The sequence below is a fragment of the Microbacterium sp. 22179 genome (genome assembly GCF_052045715.1).
Lineage (GTDB): Bacteria > Actinomycetota > Actinomycetes > Actinomycetales > Microbacteriaceae > Microbacterium > Microbacterium galbinum.
Map to the genome: position 1 here is coordinate 100974 of NZ_JBQEPJ010000004.1, position 19431 is coordinate 120404.

Annotated in this window: 20 protein-coding genes and 1 pseudogene; 11 read left to right on the forward strand and 10 right to left on the reverse strand. The window is 71.1% G+C overall.

From position 1 onward, the window contains the following. The first annotated feature begins 79 nt into the window (after positions 1–79). Positions 80–1816, forward strand: coding sequence for a sigma-70 family RNA polymerase sigma factor (locus ACTJKK_RS10355; protein WP_440747916.1), 1737 nt, complete (start codon positions 80–82; stop codon positions 1814–1816). On the opposite strand, the gene ACTJKK_RS10360 is transcribed toward ACTJKK_RS10355, so the two are convergent. After that, positions 1803–2129: a hypothetical protein gene (locus tag ACTJKK_RS10360; protein ID WP_404596953.1), complete on the reverse strand. Its 327-nt coding sequence runs from the start codon at positions 2127–2129 to the stop codon at positions 1803–1805. The genes ACTJKK_RS10355 and ACTJKK_RS10360 overlap by 14 nt on opposite strands. A gap of 377 nt (positions 2130–2506) precedes the next feature. Continuing rightward, positions 2507–3001 (reverse strand): MarR family winged helix-turn-helix transcriptional regulator, encoded by a 495-nt coding sequence (locus ACTJKK_RS10365; protein WP_440747917.1) that lies wholly within the window; start codon positions 2999–3001, stop codon positions 2507–2509. 85 nt (positions 3002–3086) lie between these two features. Here ACTJKK_RS10365 and ACTJKK_RS10370 point away from each other — a divergent pair, with 85 nt between their 5' ends. Further along, positions 3087–3878, forward strand: a complete 792-nt coding sequence (locus ACTJKK_RS10370) for an SDR family NAD(P)-dependent oxidoreductase (protein ID WP_247957286.1) — start codon at positions 3087–3089, stop codon at positions 3876–3878. 40 nt (positions 3879–3918) lie between these two features. Here ACTJKK_RS10370 and ACTJKK_RS10375 read toward each other — a convergent pair whose 3' ends face one another. Further along, a complete protein-coding gene (locus ACTJKK_RS10375) occupies positions 3919–4413 on the reverse strand; it encodes a hypothetical protein (protein WP_440747918.1) in 495 nt (164 codons plus the stop codon). 107 nt (positions 4414–4520) lie between these two features. On the opposite strand from ACTJKK_RS10375, the gene ACTJKK_RS10380 reads away from it, so the two are divergent. The 5 genes from ACTJKK_RS10380 (at position 4521) to ACTJKK_RS10400 (ending at position 8726) form a co-directional block, all read left to right on the forward strand. Then, positions 4521–5318 carry a siderophore-interacting protein gene (locus ACTJKK_RS10380; RefSeq protein WP_440747919.1) on the forward strand — a complete coding sequence of 266 codons (798 nt, stop codon included), beginning with the start codon at positions 4521–4523 and terminating at the stop codon, positions 5316–5318. Between the two features lie 44 nt (positions 5319–5362). Continuing rightward, positions 5363–6352 carry an aldo/keto reductase gene (locus ACTJKK_RS10385; RefSeq protein ID WP_247633383.1) on the forward strand — a complete coding sequence of 330 codons (990 nt, stop codon included), beginning with the start codon at positions 5363–5365 and terminating at the stop codon, positions 6350–6352. A gap of 97 nt (positions 6353–6449) precedes the next feature. Next, positions 6450–7097: a hypothetical protein gene (locus ACTJKK_RS10390; protein ID WP_440747920.1), complete on the forward strand. Its 648-nt coding sequence runs from the start codon at positions 6450–6452 to the stop codon at positions 7095–7097. Next, a complete protein-coding gene (locus ACTJKK_RS10395) occupies positions 7094–7888 on the forward strand; it encodes a hypothetical protein (RefSeq protein ID WP_440747921.1) in 795 nt (264 codons plus the stop codon). The genes ACTJKK_RS10390 and ACTJKK_RS10395 overlap by 4 nt, the downstream gene beginning before the upstream one ends. A gap of 259 nt (positions 7889–8147) precedes the next feature. Next, positions 8148–8726: a DUF4291 domain-containing protein gene (locus ACTJKK_RS10400; protein WP_440747922.1), complete on the forward strand. Its 579-nt coding sequence runs from the start codon at positions 8148–8150 to the stop codon at positions 8724–8726. A gap of 24 nt (positions 8727–8750) precedes the next feature. Here ACTJKK_RS10400 and ACTJKK_RS10405 read toward each other — a convergent pair whose 3' ends face one another. The 6 genes from ACTJKK_RS10405 to ACTJKK_RS10430 form a co-directional block, all read right to left on the reverse strand. Next, the gene (locus ACTJKK_RS10405) at positions 8751–10331 is read right to left on the reverse strand and encodes a hypothetical protein (RefSeq protein WP_440747923.1); all 1581 of its coding nucleotides are present in this window, start codon (positions 10329–10331) and stop codon (positions 8751–8753) included. Positions 10332–10397: 66 nt separating this feature from the next. Next, on the reverse strand, positions 10398–10949 hold the full coding sequence (locus ACTJKK_RS10410) for a hypothetical protein (RefSeq protein WP_440747924.1): 552 nt from the start codon (positions 10947–10949) through the stop codon (positions 10398–10400). Between the two features lie 111 nt (positions 10950–11060). Continuing rightward, positions 11061–11600, reverse strand: a complete 540-nt coding sequence (locus ACTJKK_RS10415) for a hypothetical protein (RefSeq protein ID WP_440747925.1) — start codon at positions 11598–11600, stop codon at positions 11061–11063. Between the two features lie 37 nt (positions 11601–11637). After that, entirely contained in the window at positions 11638–12624 is a 987-nt protein-coding gene (locus ACTJKK_RS10420; RefSeq protein WP_440747926.1) for a hypothetical protein, read from the reverse strand. Next, the gene (locus tag ACTJKK_RS10425; protein ID WP_440747927.1) at positions 12621–13268 is read right to left on the reverse strand and encodes an RNA polymerase sigma factor; all 648 of its coding nucleotides are present in this window, start codon (positions 13266–13268) and stop codon (positions 12621–12623) included. Before ACTJKK_RS10425 ends, ACTJKK_RS10420 begins: the two co-directional genes overlap by 4 nt. 188 nt (positions 13269–13456) lie before the next feature. Next, the gene (locus ACTJKK_RS10430) at positions 13457–13669 is read right to left on the reverse strand and encodes a hypothetical protein (protein ID WP_247624006.1); all 213 of its coding nucleotides are present in this window, start codon (positions 13667–13669) and stop codon (positions 13457–13459) included. Positions 13670–13955: 286 nt separating this feature from the next. On the opposite strand from ACTJKK_RS10430, the gene ACTJKK_RS10435 reads away from it, so the two are divergent. The 4 genes and pseudogenes from ACTJKK_RS10435 (at position 13956) to ACTJKK_RS10450 (ending at position 17742) form a co-directional block, all read left to right on the forward strand. Continuing rightward, positions 13956–14867, forward strand: a complete 912-nt coding sequence (locus ACTJKK_RS10435) for an ABC transporter ATP-binding protein (protein WP_247633376.1) — start codon at positions 13956–13958, stop codon at positions 14865–14867. Beyond that, entirely contained in the window at positions 14864–15682 is an 819-nt protein-coding gene (locus ACTJKK_RS10440) for an ABC transporter permease (RefSeq protein WP_440747928.1), read from the forward strand. Before ACTJKK_RS10435 ends, ACTJKK_RS10440 begins: the two co-directional genes overlap by 4 nt. A gap of 10 nt (positions 15683–15692) precedes the next feature. After that, positions 15693–16970: a histidine kinase gene (locus ACTJKK_RS10445; RefSeq protein WP_440747929.1), complete on the forward strand. Its 1278-nt coding sequence runs from the start codon at positions 15693–15695 to the stop codon at positions 16968–16970. Further along, a pseudogene (locus ACTJKK_RS10450) lies at positions 16967–17742 on the forward strand (response regulator). The gene ACTJKK_RS10445 and the pseudogene ACTJKK_RS10450 overlap by 4 nt, the downstream one beginning before the upstream one ends. A gap of 170 nt (positions 17743–17912) precedes the next feature. Here the strand turns inward: ACTJKK_RS10450 and ACTJKK_RS10455 are convergent. Further along, complete coding sequence (locus tag ACTJKK_RS10455; RefSeq protein WP_440747930.1) at positions 17913–19346, reverse strand: HNH endonuclease signature motif containing protein; 1434 nt, start codon at positions 19344–19346, stop codon at positions 17913–17915. Positions 19347–19431 lie beyond the last annotated feature (85 nt).

Genomic DNA, 19431 nt, shown 5'->3' on the forward strand with positions numbered 1-19431 from the left:
CGGCACTCGCCCGGCTCGGTCCCTCCGAGCCGGGCGAACGTCATCCTCCCCGTATGAACGTTCGACCCCGCGAGATCTCATGAACGATTCCCCCCTCCCGCTTCACGAGGAGTCCGACCAGGAGCTCATCGCGCGCGTGCGCGGCGGTGAGTCGGGGGCGTACGCCGTGCTGTGGCAGCGTCATGCCGGCCCCGCGTACGGTGTCGCGCGATCGTTCGCCTCGCTCGATGCCGACGATCTCGTCTCCGAGGCCTTCGCCAAGGTGCTCGGTGCGATCCGTGCCGGAGGGGGCCCGACGGGGGCGTTCCGCCCGTACATCACGATGGCCGTGCGCAATCTGGGCCGCTCGCAGTACGTGCGCGAACCCACCCTCGTCGACACCGACTTCGATCGGCACGGCTCCGACACCCTCAACGGCGAGGTGCGCGCGGTCGAGAGTTTCGAGAGCAGCGTCATGCTCACGGCCTTCGAAGCCCTGCCCGCGCGGTGGCAGGAGGTGCTGTGGTTCAGCGAGGTCGACGGGTACAAGCCCGGCGTCATCGCGCGCTACCTGGGCATCCAGCCCAACGCCGTCTCGGCGCTGCTGATCCGGGCCAAGCGCGGCCTCAAGGACGCGTGGGTCTCGGCGCACCTGGCGAAGGCGACCACGCCGGACTGCGCTCCCGTCATCGGCGATCTCGGCGCCTACGCGCGCGGGGGACTCTCCGCGCGCGCCACGGCCGCGGTCGACGCGCATCTGGCGACCTGCACGAGCTGCCCGGCCGCGCTCGTCGAAGCGCGTCATGCGTTCCAGCTGACCCTGGTGCTTCTGCCCGTCGTGGCCGGGGTCGCCGGAGCGGCCGGCTACGCCGCGCAACTCGGGGCGCCGGCGGTGCCGCAGGCACTCGTCGCGATGGGGGTGGAGCCGGTGGTCGAGGAGGAGTCCGAGCGTCGACGAAAGGGTCTTCTCCCCGCCGCCCTGCTGCTCCTCCTGCTGCTCGTGGTCGGCGGAGGGGTCGCGCTGGTCCTCGGCAACCCCGCGACACCGCCGATCGCGGGTGAGCCCGTTCCGGCCGGGAGCTCGCCGCTGGCGAGTCCCACGCCGCGGCCCACCGGGACGGCGACTCCGACGCCCACACCCGTCGCGACGCCGGATGCCGATACCGATGCCGATACGGATGCCGTTGCGCCCCCGGCATCCGATGATCCGACCCGCTCGGCCGTGCCGCCGGCTGGCGGCCCCGGCGTGCCCGGCGGAAGTGCCGAGCCGTCGACCGGTGGAGGCGACCAGCCATCCGCCGAGACCCCGCTGGCGGCGCCGACGGCGACACTCACCCAGGCCGACGCTCGGATGTATCCGCGCGTGAGCGGGGCCGGCGCAGCCCCCGGGGCGTCGATCCAGCTCGTCGACGGTGGCGGAGCTGTCGTGGGAACGGGCGCCGCTCGCGCCGACGGCACCTGGCGCGCCGTCATCACCGAGGGGCAGAGCGGTGAGCACTCCGTGCGCGCGCGTCAGATCCTCGCGGGGCGCACGTCACCCTCGAGCGCGGCGATGGCGTACACGACGACGCCGCCACCCGCGCTCGCCGCCCCTCTCGACGGAGCGGTCGTCTCGGCATCGAGCTTCACCTTCGCCTTCACGGCGCCCGCCGGAACCGTACTGCAGCGCGAGATCGTGGGCGTCACCGCGGTGCAGACGCTGCGCACCCCGAGCAACGGCGCCTGGAACGAGCGGGTCGCAGTACCCGTCGGAGCCCAGACGATCCGCGTGCGGTTCGCGAACCCGGCGACCGGCGACATCGGTCCGTGGACGGCCATCACTGTCACGGCCCAGTAATCACGCCCGTCCGGCGGTACCGCGGTCGCAGCACGAAGGTGCGTGCGAGGTGAGCGACCGCGCCGAGGGCGACGGCGATGGCAGCACCACCGACCGCCACTGCCAGCGGCCACCAGGTCTGCACCGCGATCGACACGACGCTGAGCAGAACACCCGCCAGCCACGAGATGGCGAGCGTTCCCCCGATACCGGTGGCCCGGAGGCCGAGCGCGATGGCGCCGGCGGCTGCGCAGAGCACGGCGAGGGCGGCACCGGTCGCGGCGACGGTGACGAGTGCGTCTTCGATGTGCACGAACACCGGAGTTGCGACCATGGAGACCTCCTCGAGGAGGGGGAGGAGCGATGGGGACGCTCCTCCCCCGCACGCCCCGCTTCGGGGAGGAGAGCGAGGCGTCGGCATGGGATGGGAATGCCGGTGGGGACTTGCGTAACCCCACACCTCCTAGACACCGGGCGGGGCCAATCGTGACGCGGAAAGCGCGAGTGAATGAACGTCAAGATCGCGCGAACGGTTTCGCGTCACGATCCGCCTCTCACGGGGTCTTGTGGGCGGTGCCAAGGCTTCTGAATCGGGATCGGAGGGTGCGGTGCTCCGCGCAGAGGTATCGACGCGCTCCGGGGGGAGCGACCGATCCGTCTGCGGGAGGGCGGGGCGTTCTGGGGAGCGCCCCGCCCGTTTCACCTCCTCGCTCAGGTGTCGGCTCCCGGACTCCACACACCGCCCGGCCCCGCGGCCTCCGCCACCTTCCGACTGATGACCCCCAGCTGCCGCGCCTGGGCATCCGTGAGGGTGTCGAACACGAGGCTGCGGATGAGCGCGTGGTGGGCCGGGGTCGACTCGGCGACCACCTGCGCGCCGGCGTCGGTGAGGATGCCGAGCGTGAAGCGTCCGTCGCTCGGGTCGATCTCGCGACGCACCCACCCCTTCGTCTCGAGTCGGGAGACCGCGCGCGACAGGCGCGACAGGGTGCAGCTCGCGTAGGCGGCGAGCACGCTGAGACGTAGGGTGCGCTCGGGGGCGCTGTGCAGCGCGAAGAGGATGCCGTGCTCGAAGTGGGTGAGCCCGCTGTCGCGCTGCAGCTGCGCGTCGAGGGCGGTGGGCAGGCGCTCGAGCAGGGTGGCGAGCGAGGCCCAGATCGCGAGCTCGTCGGAGCTCAGCCCCTGGTCAACGTTCGTGTTCGGCATGGCCCCAGGCTATCCCGAGTTGACTTGCTTGAGCAAGTGAAAGCCTGTACCGTGACTTGCTCAAGCAAGTGAAAGGGCATCGAACATGGATCTGCGACTCGCAGGCAAGAAGGCATTCGTCAGCGGCTCGACCCAGGGGATCGGCTACGCCATCGCCGCAGCGCTCGCCGCGGAGGGCGTGCAGGTGACGCTCAACGGTCGCGACGCCGAGCGCCTCGACAGCGCCGTCGCGCGGCTCGGGGCGGAGCATCCGGAATCCCACCCGAACGGTCTCGTCGCCGACTTCGCGAAGCCCGACGAGGTCGCGCGCCTTCTCGCCGACCTCGGCGACGTCGACATCCTCGTCAACAACGTCGGACTGTTCGGCTTGGCCGACTTCTCGGCAACCTCCGACGACGAGTGGTCGCGCTACCTCGACGTGAACCTCATGAGCGCCGTGCGCCTGTCGCGGCAGGTGCTCGGCGGCATGCTCGAGCGCGGGTGGGGGCGCATCGTCTCGATCAGCAGCGAGTCCGGCGTGAACGTTCCCGCCGACATGGTGCACTACGGCGTGACCAAGGCGGCGATGATCGCCCTCACCAACGGCCTCGCCAAGCTCACCCGCGGCACCGAGGTCACCGTGAACACGGTGCTCGGCGGACCCACGTACTCCGACGGGGTGGCCGCGACCGTGGCGGCGGTGGCCGAAGCGCAGTCGCTGCCCGCCGACGCCATGAAGCAGGCGATCATCGGCCAGAACGCCACGACGCTGCTCGAGCGCTTCCTCGACCCGACCGAGATCGCGAGCCTCGTCACGTACCTCGCGAGCCCCGTCGCCTCGGCGACGAACGGTGCCGCCCTCCGCGCCGACGGAGGCGTGCTCACCGCGATGCTGTGAGCCGCGAACGGATCAGCGCGAACGGATCAGCGCGAACCGATCAGACGGCACACTCCTCGGATCTCTCGGTGATGATCCAACCGGTCGCCTCGCGCGTCATGACGACCGTGCCGCAATCGCCGGAGGCGAGGTAGGTCACGAAGAGGGTGGCGTCGTTCTCGGTCTGCTCCTGGATCGTCACATCGACCTCGCTGCTCTGCGCGGTCGCGCGATACAGGTCGGCGGTGGCGGTGATCATCTCGGCGCAGGTGCTCACCGTGAACGCGCCGCTGCCGTTGAGCTCGGCGATCATGCGCGCCGCGAGTTCGGGGGAAAGGCCGGCGCACGCCGCTTCGGCGTCGGGGGCGCGCGAGGCTTCGAGCCAGGCGAGGAAGCTCTCGACCGGGCCGAGGTCGCCGGACGGCGTTGCGCTCGGGAGAGGTGAGGCCGTGATCGGTGTCTCGGCGGCCGGGGCATCCGACGGGGCTGCGGGCGAGGGCGTGGCCGCGCATGCGCTCAGCGCGACGGCTGCGGCCAGGAGGACCGCGCCCGTCATCACACCGCGTCGGGGCCGGAAGATCACCCGCTCATCATGTCAGGGCGCCCTCACCCCTCGCATCCCGGGCAGACTGGAGGGAACGTTCGATACTTCGGGAGATGCAGATGACCGACCAGCCTCGTAAGCCACCCGCACAAGCAGTCCTCACCGTGCAGGAGGTCGAGCAGGTCAGTCCCGATCTGATCCGCATCACGGCCGGCGGCGACGGCTACGCGGACTTCACCGACAACGTCTACACCGACAAGTACGTGAAGATCCTCTTCGCCGACCCCCGTCACGGCCTCGTGCCACCGTACGATCTGGCGCGGCTGCGCGAGGAGAGCCCCGAGAAGCTCCCGACGCGGCGCACCTACACGGTCCGTTCGGCCGACCCCGAGGCGCGCCTGATCGTGATCGACTTCGTCGTGCACGGTGACGAGGGCGTCGCGGGACCGTGGGCCCGCCAGGCGCAGCCGGGCGACACCCTCGTCGTGAGCGGTGCCGGGGGCGGGTATCGACCCGAGCCGTCGACGCCCTGGCATCTTCTCGTCGGCGACCACACGGCGCTGCCGGCGATCTCCTCGGCGATCGAAGCGATGGATGCGGATGCCGTCGGCCACGTGCTCCTGACCGTCGCCGACCCGTCGGACCGGGTGCTGCCCGCGGCGCCCTCCGGCGTGAACGTGCGCTGGACCGACACCGATGAGGAACTGCTCACCGCCCTCGCCGACCTGCCCTGGGCCGACGGCACCCCCGGGGTCTTCGCCCACGGGGAGCGCGGCACGATCAAGGAGGTGCGCGCCCTGCTGAAGCAGCGCGAGGTGCCCCGCGAGTCGCTCTCGATCTCGGCGTACTGGGCGCGCGGTCGCGCCGAGGACCAGTTCCAGGCCGAGAAGCGCGAGCCGATCGGGCAGATCGAGTAGTCGCCGTCCGGCATCCGTCGAACACCCACGAGAAGGAAGAACTCATGATCGAGCCCGGTGACCACGTACGACTCGGACGATCGGGGCTGCGCATCTCGCCCGTCGTGCTCGGATGCATGAGCTTCGGCGCCCCGGATCGTGGCGCGCACGGCTGGTCGCTCGATGAGGAGTCGAGCCGACCCCTCATCCGGCAGGCCCTCGAAGCGGGGATCACGACGTTCGACACCGCCGACGTCTACTCCGACGGCACGAGCGAGGAGTTCGTCGGCCGTGCGCTCGCCGACTTCGCCCGCCGCGACGAGATCGTGCTCGCCACCAAGGTGCATGGGCGCATGGGACCCGGCGCGAACCAGGCCGGCCTCAGCCGCGGGCACATCCTCTCGGGCATCGACGCGAGCCTGCGGCGCCTCGGCACCGACTACGTCGACCTGTACCAGATCCACCGGTGGGACCCCGAGGTGCCGATCGAGGAGACGATGGAGGCGCTGCACGACGTCGTGCGCTCGGGCAAGGCGCGGTACATCGGCGCCTCGTCGATGTGGGCGTGGCAGTTCGCGAAGGCGCAGCACGTCGCCGTGCAGAACGGGTGGACCCCGTTCGTCTCGATGCAGGACCAGTACAACCTGCTGCAGCGTGAAGAGGAACGGGAGATGCATCCGTTCTGCCTCGACTCCGGCGTCGGAGTGCTGCCGTGGTCGCCGCTCGCGCGGGGACGCCTGACCCGCGACTGGGACGAGACGACGAATCGCACGGGGAAGGATGCCTTCGGCGCGACGCTCTACCACCGCGAAGAGGAGTCCAACCGGGCGATCGTCGAGGCCGTCGCCCGCGTGGCATCCGATCGGGGCGTCTCCCGCGCGCAGATCGCCCTCGCCTGGGTCGCGCAGCAGTCGGCGGTCACCGCGCCCATCGTCGGTGCCACCCGCGCGGCCCACATCGACGACGCGGTCGCGGCCGTCGGCATCCGTCTCGAACCCGCCGAGATCGACGCGCTCGAAAGCGCCTACACGCCCCGCGAGGCCGAGGGGTTCTGAGGGGCGCCGCAGGGTTCTGAGGGGAGCCGCAGGCCGGGCGCATCGGTACGCTCGGGAGAGAGCTGCGAGCACACATGACCAAGGACGGTGATGGGCGATGAGCCGACCGGAGACCCCGCCGATCGCCGTCGAGAGTGCACCGGTGCGCTGGTCGCGCTGGTGGGTGGCCTCGGGAGCGCTGTTCCTGCTGACGGCCCTGCTCGCCGCGTATCGCAGTCTGCCCGGCACGCTCGACGGGGGCGTGCTCAGTGCACTGAGCGTGGCGACGTCGGCGGGGTTCGGCCTCGCGTTGATCGCCGCGGCGATCGCCGGGGTGCGGCATCCGTCGGTCGGTTTGCGCAGGAGCGCGATCGTCGCCCTGGGTCTTCTGGCCGTCTGGATCGTCGCCGGGCCGCCCCTGCTGCTCGCCGTGTTCGGGGTGTCCTCCTCGGCGCCCGTGTTCATCGACGCGATCGTCAAGATCGCGCTGAGCGGCGTGGTCGTCGCGGGCTTCACTCGCAGCACCCTGCCCGACCCGTGGCGATACGCCCCGGCGGTCGTGCTCGCCGCGGTCGTGCTCGCCTCGCTCATGGAGTTCTTCCTGCTCTCGGGCGCGGTGACCGACATGAACGCGATCGTGCTCGTCGCCAACGTCCTCCTGCTCACCCGGATCGTCGCGACCGGCGTGCTGGGGGCGGTGGCCCTGCGCGCCGCCCGATCGCGCGCGGACTCGGTCGTCGTGCTCGGAGGACGGGCCGACGCATGATCGACGACGAGCTGCGAGCCCTGCGCGCGCGGGCCTACGGGCGGGATGCCGACATCGACGGCGACCCCGCAGCGATCGCCCGGCTGCGCGCGCTCGAGGCGCAGGCGGCGCCGGCGGCGCTGGTCGTGACGGCGCCGGTTCGTGAGGTTCCCGTCGTTTCGGTCGCCCCCGCGCCGCCGGTCGAGGAGGCTGTGACGGATGCTGGGCCCGATGAGTTCGGCCGCAACGGCGAACTCCCTCGCACCGGTGAGCCGCCGGCGATCGACGCCGAGAACGCGGAGCCCGAGCATCCGTCGCCCTCCCTCCTGCGCACCCTCTTAACGCCGCGGCCGTCGGCACCCTGGCTGTGGCTGGGCGCGGCGTGCATCGCGCTCGCCGCGTTCGGATCCGCGGCCATCGCGGTGGCCGTGCGGTCGGCCGACCCGCGCTTGGTGGCCGAGATCTCGGTCGACCCGGATGCCTCGTGGCCCGAGTCGTTCGGCGAGAAGGGGCCCGACGCGGCGCTGTTCGAGGAGTTCGCCGGTCTGACGATCGCCCGCGGCGTGGAGTGGCTGTCGTTCGACGAATCGGACGCGATGTGCATCGTCGCGATCGACACGGAGGAGCTCCTCGGAGACTCCGGAGGCTTCCAGATCGCGGCGTGGGGGTGTGACGCCGGGTCGTTCCCGCCGGTGATCCGGATCGAGGTCACGTCCGCTCAGCCCCAGGCGCTGCGCGACCGCTTCGGCGACGGCACCGGCCTCGAACTGATCATGCGCGGCGACCGCATCGAGGTCTTCGCCGATCGGTGAGGAGACGGGTGTCTCGGGCGGCACCCTTCGACGGGCTCAGGGCCCCAGTTGTGCGGATCCCTTCGACGGGCTCAGGGACCCAGTTGTGCGGATCCCTTCGACAGGCTCAGGGACCCAGTTGTGCGGGTTCCTGCGACAGGCTCAGGGACCCAGGCTCTTCGCGTCGTCGGGCACGGCATCCGCGTCACATTTCGGGCACTCACTCGTCTTCCTTCCTGGGGCGCACGCATTCGGCGTGCCGTGGAGGGGAGCAGGGCCGATGGCTCAGTCGCCGCGCATGTACGGCATCCGCGCCGATCACGACACCGACAGCATCGTGATGTACCAGGCGTACTCCGACGCGATCGCCGATGCGGCGCTCGCGAACGGCCGCTTCGTCGCCCCCTTCTCGTTCACGCGGATGACGTGGATCAAGCCGTCGTTCCTCTGGCTCATGCACCGCAGCAACTGGGCGCGCAAGCCGGGCCAGCAACGCATCCTGGCGGTGCGCCTCAGCAGGGAGGGGTGGGAGACCGCCCTCTCGCGATCGGTGCTGACGACCTCGCATCCGGATGCCGTCGCCGACGCGGCCGTTCACGTGCAGTGGGACCCCGAGCGCTCGATCCGCGGTGCGGCACTCAATCACTACAGCATCCAGGTCGGCGTGGGTCGCGGGCTCATCCGCACGCTCGCCGACGAGTGGACGCTCGGGATCGACGACCTCACGCCGACCGTCCGCAAGATCGCCACGCTCGTGCAGAGCGGTCAGGCCGATCGCGCGCGGCGCCTGCTACCCCCGGAGCGTGCCTACCCGCTGCCGCCGGCGCTGACGCGGCGGATCACACCCTCGGACCGCTGATCCGTCGGGTCGGACACCCGCCGCTCAGAGCGTTCTGAACTCGATCGATCGGGTGCGGCTGCGCATGCGGCGGATCGTGAAGACACGGTTCTCGCGCACCCAGCGCCCCGGACCCTCGGCCGGCCCCAGTGCCTCCGTCAGGTACTGCTCCACCGACGCCAAGCGCGCGTCGTCATCGTCCGGCCGGGTGCCCGGCGCGCGCGTGCCCGGCGCCATGAAGAACGTTGCGCGCGGGCCGGGCGACGCGTCGAGGTACACGTGCACCGCCGAGGGGAAGAAGCGCGGTGGTGAATCGGCGGCCCTGTCGAGCGGGGAGCGATCGTCGAGGTAGCGGTGGCGGGCTGCCCAGGCGGTGGCCTCCGCGCCCTGGAGCCAGTCGGCCGCGGCGTCGCGCAGCTCGATCGCCGAGTACTCCGGCGACAGGCGCAGGCCGAGACTGCGGTTCGTGGCGGTGACCGCGGCGGTGAGGTGCCCGAGATTCCAGTGCTTGTCGGTGCCGGACGGCTTGCCGACCCGCTTCGTGATCGAGGCGCGCAGACGCCGCTCGAAGCCGGCATCCGGCTCGGCGGTGAAGACGAGATGGACGTACGGATGCAGCGACGAGAGCTCCGGTCGTACGTCGTCGGCGGCCAGGCCGTTCGCCTCGAAAGCCGCGAGGATCGCGTCGGCGTCGCGCGATTCCCGTCGCCAGAGGTCGTCGATCAGAGCAGGGATCGCGGTCAGCAGGTGGTCGGGGGAGTACTCCGGCGCCTTCGGTCGGGCGGACTCCGGCGCGGTCGCCGGGGGTGCGTCGCTCGCCGCCGCCGCCGGGCTCGCCGTGGCGACCGGGCCCGCCGTGGCGACTGTGGCGAACGCCGCATTGACGTAGGGGCGTCGACTCGTCGGGGCGCCGGGTCGAAGGGTGAACTCGCGGGTGCCCCGCGCCCATCGCCCCTCTTCCGTGGCGGGGCCGAGCGCCTCCGTGACGTAGCTCTCGATGTCGGCGAGACGACCCGCATCATCGGCCGCACGGGAGCCGGGCGCACGCGTGGTGGCCGGGAGGAGAAGCGTGACACGCGGGCTCTCCTCGTCGTCGAGGTCGAGGTACGAGCGGGGCACGAAGTGCTCACGCGAGGCGTCGGCCGCCTGCTCCGACGGCGAGCGGCCATCGATGAAGCGGTGGCGGATCGCCCAGTCCTCGGCATCCGTTCCCTCGAGCCATTCGACCGCCGCCGCACGCATCTCGGTCACCGCGTACACGGCGAACAGGCGTACCTCCACGCGCGTCGCCGAGGCGATCAGTCCGGCACGGAAGCGGCCGATGTTCCAGGCGCGGTCGTCGCCCGATGCCTTGCCCAGGCGCTTCGTGACGGCAGCTCTCAGCTTGCGTTCGAGCGTCGCCTCTCCCGCCTCCGCCAGCCGGAACCGGAAGGGTGCAGCCGGCCGTACCGCGGCGATGCGGGCGTCGTCGTCGACGGTCAGGCCCACCGCGGAGACGGCGGCGAGAAGGTCGTCGGGCCGCCGTGAGTCCCGACGCCAGACCTCTTCGAGGAAGTCGGGCAGCGCCGTCATCAGGAATTCGGCGGAGTAGAGAGGGGCCTCGTCGATCGCTCGCGTATCGCTCATAACCCCACCAGGCTAACGGCGCGCCTTCCGGCGCGCGCTACCCCTCGTCCCAGAGCGTGTAGCCGGTCACGCCCGCGGATCGCTGAGGTCGGTGATCCGCTCGAGCACGGGGCGGTCGTGCTCGATGCCGGCGTCGAGCAGGCGGTCATCGTTCGCTTCCCACTGCCGTGACGTCCACTCCTCGTCGTCGTGCGGCCGGGGGGAGTCGCTCGGGCGGCGGTCGCCACGCAGGGAGCGCTCCGCGGCCCGGACGATCTGCAGCGGGTCCCTGTCGTCGTCGACGGCGGGCCTCAGCTCGCGCAGCGCCCACGAGCGGCCGATCCACGCGAGCATCTTCGCGACGCCGTTCCGGTTCGCACCGCTGTCGTGCTGGGCGTCGTGCAGGAATGACAGGGCCTCGTCGGCAGTGAAACCGCCGCGATAGGTCAGTGCCAGCCGCGCGTAAGCGTCGCGCTGCGGGTTGCCGCGGAATCCGCTGATGCGCGTCGCGGCCGCGCACCGCCGGACGGCATCGGCGGCCTCGTCGACGTGAGAGCCCGCCCAGAGCAGATACTCCGCGGCCTGCACGGTCGCGTAGGGGTTGTCGGTCGTGAGGTCGAGCCCGCGGATCACCGTCACGGCGCGCTCCTCCATCCCGCGGAGTTCGAGGGCGCGGCACATGCCGAGCACGGCCCCGATCAGGCTGTCGGATGCCGGACCCGTGAACAGCGCATGCAGTGCCGCCGTGATCTACGTCGGCCAGGCGAATGCCGCGAACGCGATGTGCGGTGACGGATCGGTCGACGGGGCGATCGTCGCGGCGAGGTAGGTGTCGGCGGAGTGTGCGGCAGGAGACAGGTCCGCCAGGACGTGATCCGGCAGAGAGAGGTCGTTGATGTCGCCGACCTCGCTCCGGAACGCGGGGTCGACGACGGCGGTGAGCTCGTCGTCATCCGTCTCGATCAGACGGATGACGTTCGACGAGAACAGGAGCGACGCGTGGCTGCGCAGGAGCGTCTCGCGGGCGTCGGACGATGCCGGGAACGTGCGGGGGATGTCGGGCACCCAGGCGGCGATCAGCCGGTCGACATCGGCACGGGGCGCGCCGGCACGGGCGAGGATGCCGGAGGGAACCGAACGGAGAGCGACGCCGGATTCGGGGATCGCACGGAGGTACGCGACGACCGACACCAGCACCCACGGCTCGGTCTCGATGCCGCGGGTGCCTCCGGCGCGGAGGGCGCGGATGTCGCGCGCGAGCCGCGCCGTCACCGCCGAATCGATGCTCATGGATACATCCTCGCAGGGGCTGCGAGCACTCCGCGCGCTACCCCTCGTCCCAGAGCGTGTAGCCGGTCACGCCCGCGGGGATGAAGTCGAGGGGCTCGGTGAGCTCGTCCTCGGTGCCGACGATGCGCCCGGTCTCGCGCGAGACGAGCACGGTGAGCCGGTAGAGCGGGTTGAACGGTTCGGCGACCTCGAGGCCCACCACGTCGCGCCCGAGTCGATCGGTCGTGCGGCCGAGCACGGTCACCCCGCCGGCATCGACGAGCATGTCGAGGAGGGTCGCGTGCTGCGCGTCGGTGAGCGTCCACTGCGACATCAACGAGACGATGGCCGCCCCGAGTTCTCCCGACGTCGGCGCCGGATCATCGCTCAGATAGGGGGCGAGCGCGGCCTTCAGCTCGTCGGGACTCGACCCGTCGAGTGCGGCCGTGGCGGGCGGGATGTTGAACTGCTCGGGCGTCATCGTGACGCGGTCGATCAGCTCCCCCGGCTCGTACGGACTCTCGCCGAGGCCGGCGGGTCGCTCGCCGTCCTCCCAGTAGGGCTCGCCGGCGACGATCGTCGTGACGCCACCCTCGTCGAGCGTCCAGTCGATCGTGACGTCCTGCGGGATCACCTCGATGTTCTTCTCCGACATGTCGATGCTCCAGCCCCAGGTCACGAGCTCCACATGCGGTGCCTGCACCGGTCCGTCGCCGTCAGCGAGCGCCGCGTGCGCATCGGCGAGCACCGCGTCGAGCGGCTCGGCATCCGTATAGATGAGGGGCGGCGGGGTGAGGGCGACCGCCCGCTGGTCGGGAGCGAGCACGTTCACGGCGATCAGTGCGACGATCGCGCAGGCGGCGACGGCGGTGGTCAGACCGGCGGCCCAGATCCCGCGCCGGTGCGGCGCTCGCCGCGGGGCGACGTCGCCGCGGATGATCCGCTCCCGCAGGGCGATGTCCTGGGCGCGCAGCGCGGTCTCGCGGGCGGGCGAGGGGTGCGCGAGCGCGAAGAGCTCGTCGAGCCGGTCGTCGGTGAGGGTCATGCGTCCGCCTCCTTCGCCTCGAGCTGCCGGCGCAGTTTGGCGCGTGCGCGGGTGAGCGTCGTCCAGACCGCGGCCGCGCTGCACCGGAGCACCTGCGCGACCTCCCCGGCGCTGAGCTCGTCCCAGTAGGTGAGCACGACGACCTGGCGTTCGCGCGCGCTCAGGGTGACGATCGCCTCGCGCAGGGCGAGGGCTTCGAGCGGATGCAGTGCGTCGGAGGTCTCCTGCAGGCCACGAGTGAGTGCGTCGATCGCCCGGCGCTTCGAACGATCGCGCCGCGCGGCGTCGCGCAGCTTGTTGTCGGCCGTGCGGATCAGCCAGGTGATCCCCATCGGATTCTCGGGCTGGAGCTTCTTCCACGCCACGACGAAGACATCGGCGGCGATCTCCTCGACCTCGCTCCGGTCGTCGAGGAAGCACGAGAGGTGACGCCGCACCCGGGGCAGGTGCTCGTCGAACAGGATGCGGAAGGCGACGGCCTTGCTCCGCGGTGCCGGGGCGCCCGGTGCGGCCGTCGCGTCACTCGCACTCGTCGCTCGCGCCGTTCCCGTGCGACTGGCGTGAGCGCGTTCGCGCGCGATCCGGCCGTCGACCTCGGCGAGCACGACCCGCAGGCGCGCGCGAGGGTCCGATCGCAGACGCATCGCCACCCCGCTCCGTCTCTTCCCTGCTCCCTCACGGTACCGGGAGGAAGCACTCGTGCGCCCCGTGTCAGCCCCTCGACGGGGCGCACGAGCCGGCCCCCCGACTCTCAGTATCGATCGGGGGCGCGGAGCGGCGGCATCCGCTCTTTGGCTCGAACGGTCGATTCCTTACACACTTCTCTTCGGGGTCATGCGCGGCGATCGATCGCCGTGAGCACGACGTTGCCGATCGTCGCGACGACGACGATCGCGAGGCCGAGGAAGAAGACGGCGACGAGCAGGGTCGGCACCGGTTCGGCATCGATCAGCGGATGCCGGAGGGTCCACAGCCGCAGCACCACGGCGGTCGCCACCGCCGCGAGACCCAGCACCAGCAGCATCACCCACACGAGTCGTTGCACGGTCTCCCCCCTCCGCGAGCGACGCTACAGCGCGGGTCGTGCGCTCTCGCGCCCCTCTCTTTGCACGTACGACGGATTCCTGACAGGCCAGGTGGGAGCGGGCCGCCGAGACACCACGTCGAGCGTGAGACATCGCGCGTGCCGTGGTGTCTCACGGGGAATGTGGTGTCTCGGTGCGATCTGCGCGGCGTCTCGGGGCATCCTCCGCAGGTCGTACGCCGGTCATCCGCAAGACGGTACCTGCGGCGGATGCGCTGGGGTCGCCGCCGCTCGTAGCGTGGAGCACATGATCACAGCAGAAGGCCTCACGAAGAGGTTCGGAGACAAGACGGCCGTCGATGACGTGTCGTTCACGATCAAGCCCGGAGCCGTCACCGGCTTCCTCGGGCCCAACGGTGCGGGCAAGTCGACCACGATGCGGATGATCGTCGGGCTCGACCGCCCCACGTCGGGCCGCACGACCGTCGGCGGTCGCGAGTACCGCAAGCTCGGGGCTCCGCTCACCGAGGTGGGTGTGCTGCTCGACGCTAAGGCCGTGCACACCGGCCGCACCGCCCGCAACCACCTGCGCGCGATGGCGGCGACCCACGGCATCCCCGCGTCGCGCGTCGATGAGGTCATCGACCTCGCCGGCATCGGATCGGTCGCCCGCAAGCGCGCCGGCAAGTTCTCGCTCGGCATGGGGCAGCGCCTCGGCATCGCGTCGGCGCTGCTCGGCGACCCGCACACGCTCATCCTCGACGAGCCGGTCAACGGTCTCGACCCCGAGGGTGTGCGCTGGGTGCGTCAGTTCGTGCGGCACGCGGCATCCGAGGGACGCACCGTGCTGCTCTCGAGCCACCTCATGAGCGAGATGGCGCAGACCGCCGACCACGTCATCGTGATGGGGCGCGGCAAGGTGCTGGCGGATGCTCCGCTCGAAGACCTCGTGCGGGCCTGGACCACGAACCGCGTGCGCGTGCGCACCCCGCACGGTGCGGCACTCGCACAGCTCGTGGCGGGGCCCGACGTCGAGATCGTGAGCACCGCACCCGATCTGTTCGACATCACGGGCCTGCCCGCCTCGCGCATCGGCGACCTCGCCGCCGAGCGGGGCGTCGCCCTGCACGAACTCACCCCGACCACCGGATCGCTGGAGGACGCGTACCTCGCGCTCACCGGCGAGGCCGTCGAGTACCGGACGAAGGAGATCGCATGACCGCCCCGGCCCTCACCCCGCCCCGCGCCGCCGTGCCGCACCAGGTCGACACCCGCTACCGCCTGACCTTCGTGCGCGCGCTGCGCGGCGAGTGGATCAAGCTCACCACGGTGCGCTCCACCTGGTGGTCGATCGCGATCGCCGCGGCCCTCACCATCGGCATCGCGGTGCTCTTCGCCTCGGCCGTCGACATGCCCGGCTTCGAGCCGATCCAGGCGGTCGTCTCGCCGATCCAGTTCACGATGTTGCTCGCCGGCATCCTCGGTGCCATCTCGGTCACCGGCGAGTACTCGACGGGCATGATCCGTTCGACGCTCACCGCCAACCCGGGTCGCGGCTCGGTGCTGGCGGCCAAGTCGGTCGTGCTCGCGGTGTTCCTCTTCGTGTCGTCGCTGATCATCTTCGGCATCACGGCGGCTGCCGTGTCGGCCGTCGTGGCCGGTCGCGACCAGGGCATCGACTGGTCGGACTTCGACCTGTCGTTCGGGCCGATCCTCACGGCGTCGCTCTCGATGGCCGTGTTCGCGCTGATCGGTGTCGCCTTCGGGTTCATCCTGCGCTCGGGCGCCGGGGCGATCGCGGCGACCGTCGGTCTGCTGTTCGTGCTGCCGATCGTGGCGAGCATGTTCTCGATCGCCGGCGAGGCCTGGAAGTGGGTGTCGGATGCCGGGATGTACCTGCCCTCCTCTGCGGCGCAGAGCCTCATCCTCTCGGGCGGACCGCTCGAGACGCCCGTCGCGTACCTGACGCTCGGCGCCTGGGTCGTCGCGACGCTGCTCATCGCGTGGGGCGTGCTGCGCACCCGCGACGCGTAGAGTCTGGCGAGTGATCACGACGCGCAGCCGCAGCGCCTCGGACCGAGCCCCGGCTCGGGCCTCGGCCCGGGTCTCGGTCCGGGACGACGAGGAGCTGCGGCTGCCGCGTCCGCCCGGGGTGTTCCGGCGCTTCTGGGCGCGGCACCCCGTCGTGGGCGATGCGGTCATCGCGCTGCTCTGCCTGTTCCTCACGCTGACGCCGGCGAGCAGCGTGCGCACCGGCATCCCGGACCCCGCGGGCATCGTGCTCTCGATCATCGCGCTGGCCGGGGTGCTGGCCGCGTGCGTGGCCCTGTTCTGGCGGCGTCGGCATCCGCTCGTGCCGTTCGTGCTGTCGTTCGCGCTGCAAGCGCTGTTCGTGGTCGGCATCCTGCCGGGCGGCACTCCGCTCATCCTGGTCACCACCTACGCGCTCGCCGTGTACGGCTCGTCCCGCGCGGCGTGGATCGGATTCGGGGTGGCCCTGGGGGCGCTCGTCGTGTGGGGAGGCGCCTTCGTTCTCGCCGGCGGGCTGGGGTTCGCCGACGCCGCGAACGCCGTGATCGGTGCGGTCATCTTCGGTCTGATCGGCACCCTCATCGGCGTCAACGTGGGCGGGCGCAAGCGCTATCTCGACGCGATCATCGACCGATCGCGGCAGCTGCTCGTCGAGCGCGATCAGCAGGCGCAGCTCGCCGCCGCCGCCGAGCGGGCGCGCATCGCCCGCGAGATGCACGACATCGTCTCGCACTCGCTCACCGTGATCGTCGCGCTGTCGGAGGGGGCGGCGGCGACGGCCGATCGCGAGCAGGCCCGCGTCGCATCGACCGCGACGGCCCAGACCGCCCGCACGGCTCTCACCGAGATGCGGGCGATGCTCGGGGTGCTCCGCGACGACACGAGTCCTCTTCCGCTGGCGCCCCTCACCGCCCCGTCGCCCGAAGAGACGGTGGCGGCGGCTCAGCGCGCGGGGTACCCGATCAGCTTGACCGCATCGGGAACACCCGTGACGTTGTCCGCACCCATCGACCATGCGCTGTCGCGGATCGTGCAGGAGGGGGTGACGAACGCGATGCGTCACGCTCCGAGCGCGACCGCGATCACCGTGCGCGTCGAGCACCGGGCCGACGCCGTGAGCGTCGAGATCGTGAACGACGGGGCGACGGTGCCGGGCGATTCCCCCGGCTTCGGGCTGCGCGGCCTCGACGAGCGCGTCGCTCACATGCGGGGCACCATCGCGCACGGCCCGGTCGACGGAGGACGATGGATGCTGCGGGCCGAACTCCCGCTCACACAGGAGGACGCATGACCGAGAAGATCAGGGTGCTGCTGGTCGACGATCAGCAGCTCATCCGTCTCGGATTCCGGATGGTTCTCGAAGCCGAGAACGACATCGAGGTCGTCGGCGAGGCCGGCGACGGTGAACTCGCGATCGCCCAGGCCGCGGCGCTGCAGCCCGACCTCGTGCTCATGGACATCCGGATGCCCGGGCTCGACGGCATCGCTGCGACCGAGCAGATCGTGCACCGGCATCCGCAGACCCGCGTTCTCGTGCTGACGACTTTCGACCTCGACGAATACGCCTTCGGCGCGATCCGCGCGGGGGCGAGCGGATTCCTGCTCAAGGACGTGCAGCGGCACGAGTTGCTCTCGGCGCTGCGCGCGGTGCATCGCGGCGACGCGGCCCTGTCGCCGCGGATCACCCGGATGCTGCTACAGCACGTGACCCCGACACTGGGTGTGTCACCCGCCTCGGCTGTCTCGCCCGCCTCGGCTGCGCCGCCTGCCTCGGCTGCGCCGCCCGCCTTGCCCGCCTCGCCTGCCTCGGCGACGCCGGAGGAGGTCGCCGCCGACCGGGGAGATGCGGCTGCCTCTCTTCTCGAGTCGCTCACCGACCGCGAGCGCGACGTCTTCCTCGCTCTCGCCGGGGTCTCAGCAATGCCGAGATCGGCGACAGCCTTTTCGTGACGGAGTCGACGGTCAAAACGCACGTCGGCCGCGTGCTCGCCAAGCTCGGTGCTCGCGACCGCATCCACGCCGTGATCCTGGCGCACCGCGCAGGGCTCGTCGTCGGCGACTGACCGAGAGTCGCGGCGGTTCGGCCCCGCGTGACGTCGATGAGGCGCGTGATGCGCTCGGCGTCGATGAGGTGTGGGGGCGAGAGACGCGCGGGGTCGAGGGACGCGCACAGCACGCGTCGCACGAAGAGCACGCGTCAGACGAACTTCCCGCGTCAGCCAGAGAGCACGCGTCAGACGAACATCACGCGACGCGGAGCGCGGTCGGCGTGGACTCGGCCGAGAGGACTGGTCCATTCGATGGTGCCGTCGGGTCTGGAGCGCGCGGTCCAACGGTGGTCGGAGTCGATGTCGGGATGTTTGAGCTGGTGGTGACTCCTGCAGAAGTGGGCGAGGTTGTCGATCGCTGTTCTGCCGCCCTTGGCGTGGTCGTGGTTGTGGTCGATCTCGCATCGGTGGACCGGCATCCGGCATCCGGGGAAGCGGCAGTGCTGGTCCCGCGCGCGGAGGTGCCGGCGCATGCCCTCGGTGGGCGTGTACGTGTCGGTCTCGGTGACCATGCCGTCGGGGGCGAGGAAGAGACGGCTCCAGCCGTTGTTGCGGCCGGCGAGGGCGCGGGCGATGTCGGGGTCGAGGGGGCCGTGGCCGTCGAGTTCGGCAGGGTGGTCGTCGAGGCCGGCGAGGGTGGTCGCGGCGATCGTCACCTGGATGCGCGCCTCGACTCCGTCGAGGTCGTTGCCGAGCGCGGGACTGGGAGAGGCTGCGAGCAGCAGGTCGCTGAACAGGTCGGCCCGGACCTGATCGATGGTCCGCTCGTCGTCAGGAACGGTGGTGCCAGGAACGGTGGTGCTCTCGGGCATCGCGGCTGATACGAGCGGGTCGGTGGTGAAGGTCGAGTCCTCGCCGAAGATGACACCGGCGAGCGGGTCGTCGGGGGCGATGTGTTCGGGCAGGATCACGTCTTCCGGGTCTTCGCCATCGAGGAACGTCGGTGCGGGGGCGTCACCGCGTGCCCGGATCACCTCTCGTGCCATGCGTGTGATGCGGTCCTGGATCGCGACGGCGAGCGTCTCGGGCAGTACCGCGGTGAGCAGGGCGAGCCCGTCGTCGAGAGAACGCACGGTCACACTGCGCTCGGAGGCGGCACGTCGGTGCCGTTCGAGGAGCGTCTCGCCGGCGAGGGCCGCGGCGACCTGCCGGGCGTGCGCGCGGGTGCGGGCGGGCGAGTCGGCTTCGGCGACCACGAGTACCGCGGTCTCGTAGAGGCCCAGCACCGCGGCATCCGCCCGACCGTTGCGCACCGCCTCACGCACCACGGACGCTGCTCTCACCATTTCGCGCACGTGCGCGGTAGTCACCCGCCCCGCGGTGAACGCCCCCTCGACCGCCGGCATGCTCTGCAGAGCCAGCGCGTCGGAGAACGCGAACTCCACCGCACCCCGTGACAGGTGTCCCGCCGCGGAGTACTCCGCGATCATCGACCGGTAGATCGCATCGCGGTGATACGGGTGCTCCGCGACCTCCGCATCGTGCTCGCCGATCCGCTCGCCCAACAACGCCGTCGCCTGCGCTTCGAGCTCGGCGATCCGCCGCCGTACCTCCACCCACGCATCGAGAAGGCGACCGCGCTCGACCCTGTCGAGGGGGCTCGCGGCGTCTGATGTCATGCTCCGAGTTTAGTACATATGTTCGAATCGAGCAAGCATCCGAGCCGGGAGATCGGGTCTCGTTCAGCCCCGACCGGTACCCTGG